The sequence below is a fragment of the uncultured Kiloniella sp. genome, from assembly GCF_937128705.1.
Classification (GTDB): Bacteria; Pseudomonadota; Alphaproteobacteria; order Kiloniellales; family Kiloniellaceae; genus Kiloniella.
Genome location: NZ_CAKZMP010000118.1, coordinates 1 through 3,268, shown reverse-complemented (window position 1 = coordinate 3,268; position 3,268 = coordinate 1). Strand labels below are relative to the sequence as shown.

Here is a 3,268-nt window from a genome sequence, read left to right as displayed (position 1 = left end):
ATATGGGATTGAAATTTAACGCCTTCTTCCGTGATTTTCCGCAGGCCAGAAAGAGACATAACCTGATAACCACCTGAATCTGTAAGGATCGGGTGTGGCCAGTTCATGAATTTGTGCAGTCCGCCATGGCGATCAACCAGCTCTGCTGTTGGGCGCAGCATTAGGTGATAGGTGTTGCCCAATACAACTTCTGCACCTGTTGTTCTCAACTGATCCGGGGTTAGTCCCTTGACGGTTCCAGCAGTTCCAACAGTCATAAATGCAGGGGTCTGGAATGTGCCATGAGCGGTTGTAACTTCACCGCGACGTGCAAGACCATCTTTTGCCTGCAGTTCGTATCCAAATTTAGTGCCAGATTTTGGGGTATTACTCATAGTTGGTCCTCACGCTGTAACAGACTACAGTCTCCGTAGGAATAAAAACGATAGCCATTATTTATGGCGTGTTGGTAAGCATTGCGCATCCGATCAAGACCTGCAAAGGCTGAAACCAGCATAAAAAGTGTTGATTTTGGCAGGTGAAAATTGGTGAGCAAAAGATCGACAATTTTGAATTTATAGCCTGGGGTAATGAAAATATCCGTTTCGTCATCAAAAGGGTGAAGGGTTCCATTTTGATCAGCGGCACTTTCAAGCAATCTTAGGGCTGTTGTCCCGACGGCAATAATGCGCCCGCCTTTTTCCCGTATCTGGTTAATGCGGTCCGCTGTTGTCTGGTCAAGATAACCAATTTCACTGTGCATCTTATGATCACGAAGGTTGTCAACTTTGACCGGGAGAAAAGTGCCCGCGCCTACGTGTAGAGTAAGCGTGATATGTTCAATGCCTTTGGCATCCAAAGCGGACATCAGACGATCAGTGTAGTGCAAACTGGCTGTTGGTGCAGCCACAGCACCACGATGTTTGGCGAAACGGGTTTGATAATCTTCTGCATCCTGCTTGTCTGACCCTGTTTCTCGTTGGATATAGGGAGGCAGAGGCATTTTGCCATACTCTTCCAGGTGGGGGTAAAGCTCTTCGGGAGTAAGATCAAAGTTCAGGAGAACTTCACCGCCATCCAGTTTGTTTTCTACCCTTGCGCTAAAGCCATCTGCAAAACGGACAATATCTTCCGGCTTTAGTTTTTTTGCAGGTTTGGCAAAGGTCCACCACCGCGCACCACCATCCGCTGAAGGTGGTTCTTGCTTGTGAAGTGTGACCTCAACGCCTGCTTCACCCCGTTTTCCTTTCAGGCGGGCCGGGATCACTTTGGTGTCATTAAAAACCAGTAAATCTCCGGGGTGAATTAAATCCGGAAGATCAATCATTCTGTGATCAGTCAGATTGTTTCCAACAGAGAGAAGTTTCGCCATGTCGCGCGGGTTTTCCGGGCGCTGAGCAATGACGTCACGAGGCAGTTCAAAGTCAAAGAGATCGGTTTTCATTCATCTATTCCTGTGGCTCTTTGAGTATTTTTAATAATACCAGAGCAAATCGAGCCGATAGGTAGCAGAAGAAAGCCAAAGACGCAAAGGTCTGAGCATTGATAACAGCTATGATTTGTGGGAATAGTCTGCTGAAAAGAGTTGAACTACTCGTCCCTTACGTGGCTTTTTCTACTGGCTCTTTAACATTGTACCTGAGGCCATATCCTATACGCTCTTTTGAAACGCCCTCTACGTAGTGATAAGGGCGCTGTTCAAGACCGGCAAAATTGCGTCCGCGCATTAGGATCATAACACCGGGTTCAGCGGAATATCGACGAGAATTATTTTTTTCTCGATCATCGCAGATATAAAAACCTGCTTCCCCTGATAATGTTAAAATTGCAATAATGGCTTCAAAACACAGCAGGTCTCTGTGTGGCGTAATGCCTTTTGATCCTTCTTTATAAACAAGGGCTGCTTTGTCATTAAAGGAAAAAGGCAGCGCATAGGGCGACGGTTCCATGAGAGCAAAAGCCTGATTAATTTGTTTCTCAAACGCAGCTTGATAATCATCAAGAATACTTGCTTGATCAAAATTCATGGCGATTTCAAAGTCCTGTTCAACTTCTTTCCCTTTGGGGCCAACAACCGGCGTACAGGCACGAAATGGTAGATTGTTAACAGCGGCAAGCATCTTTTGGCAGCCGTCATGATTAACCAGAGGAAAAGCTGCAACGCCCTCTGTGTGGAGAAGCTTCATAGCCTGAGCCAATGAACTGGGGGTGGTTAGTAGGTATGGATTAAAGTCAGGCATAGCAGGGGCTCTGTGATCATATGAAAGAGGTAGCTATATATTATAGTATTGGATTGTTTTAGTGGATGCGACAGATTGCGTCACATAATGTGTCATATCGTAAACATTCCAGTTCTTGATGGCTGTACAGGTCAGCAAAAGCTGTCTATAGATAACGCTTGTTTTTCTGCCTGTTACAAGAAATGTTGAGTACATGAATAGTCACCTTTTGCGACTGTTTTTTTTCGCTGTCCCCATCGTCAGTATTTTTAGCTCTAACGCTTTGGTTCCTTTGGTCAGTCTTGTTGGTGTCTTAACCGCAATTCTCGGCTATTCCGAAAACAGGACCTTGCCTTCTTTTACCAAAAGGCAACTGTGCTTGGCGGGCGGTTTTTTTGCTTGGGTTTCTCTTGCGTCTCTATGGTCGATTAACCCTCTGGAGGCGCTTAAACTTGATGTGCGTTTGATCGGGGTAACGATCACTGGCCTGTTGTTGTTAAATGCCGTCGAAGCACAAAGCCTTGAAACCAAACAGCGCATCGCAAAAGCTCTTTTAATAGGGCTGATTCTAGCTGGTCTTCTGTTGGTTATTGAATCAACATTAAATGCACCTATTACAAAAACCATAAAGGGCAAAGATCTTGATGCGGCCATGAACCTCTCGCGGTTTAACAGGGGGGCCTCGTTTCTTGGTATATCCTTATGGGTCGTCGTTGCTCTTTATGCCAAAAAGTTATCGTTTGTATGGCGAGTGGTTTTCCCCGTTTTGCCACTTGGTTTATTGTATTTTGCCCCAAGCGAGAGCTCACTTCTGGCTGTTGTTCTGGCAACGGTGTGGTATTTCATTTTTTACCTGTGTCCCAAGGTGGGATTTAAGGTCTTGCCCGTAGTTATGATTGTTTCAGTACTCGCGATGCCTTTTGCGACCCGCTTTGTAGAGCCGCTTTATGATGCGCAATCTTCACAGTCCATTCCCTTTTCTGCGAAACATCGGTTTTTTATCTGGGATTATGTCAGCAGTCAGATTTTGGATAATCCTTTAAGAGGATGGGGATTTGATTCTGCTCGGG

At 45.6% G+C, this 3,268-nt stretch carries 4 protein-coding genes; 1 reads left to right on the top strand and 3 read right to left on the bottom strand.

Annotated elements, in window-relative coordinates; translation table 11 throughout:
• The 3 genes from Q0241_RS06755 to Q0241_RS06745 all read right to left on the bottom strand — a co-directional run.
• The coding region (locus tag Q0241_RS06755; protein WP_299375054.1) for a tRNA guanosine(34) transglycosylase Tgt at nucleotides 1-374 on the bottom strand (374 nt) is incomplete at its 3' end.
• Nucleotides 371-1,423, bottom strand: a complete 1,053-nt coding sequence (queA, locus tag Q0241_RS06750) for a tRNA preQ1(34) S-adenosylmethionine ribosyltransferase-isomerase QueA (RefSeq protein ID WP_299375051.1) — start codon at nucleotides 1,421-1,423, stop codon at nucleotides 371-373. The genes Q0241_RS06755 and queA, both read right to left, overlap by 4 nt.
• 157 nt (nucleotides 1,424-1,580) lie before the next feature.
• Nucleotides 1,581-2,219 (bottom strand): hypothetical protein, encoded by a 639-nt coding sequence (locus tag Q0241_RS06745; RefSeq protein WP_299375048.1) that lies wholly within the window; start codon nucleotides 2,217-2,219, stop codon nucleotides 1,581-1,583.
• A 193-nt stretch (nucleotides 2,220-2,412) separates the two neighbouring features.
• On the opposite strand from Q0241_RS06745, the gene Q0241_RS06740 reads away from it, so the two are divergent.
• Nucleotides 2,413-3,268 (top strand): O-antigen ligase family protein (locus tag Q0241_RS06740; protein ID WP_299375045.1); only part of this gene is annotated, 856 nt, incomplete at its 3' end.

What these genes read in the sequence shown, in the direction of transcription:
- queA (WP_299375051.1), bottom strand. Translation starts at nt 1,423, where the DNA reads ATGAAAACCGATCTCTTTGACTTTGAACTGCCTCGTGACGTCATTGCT.
- Q0241_RS06745 (WP_299375048.1), bottom strand. Translation starts at nt 2,219, where the DNA reads ATGCCTGACTTTAATCCATACCTACTAACCACCCCCAGTTCATTGGCT.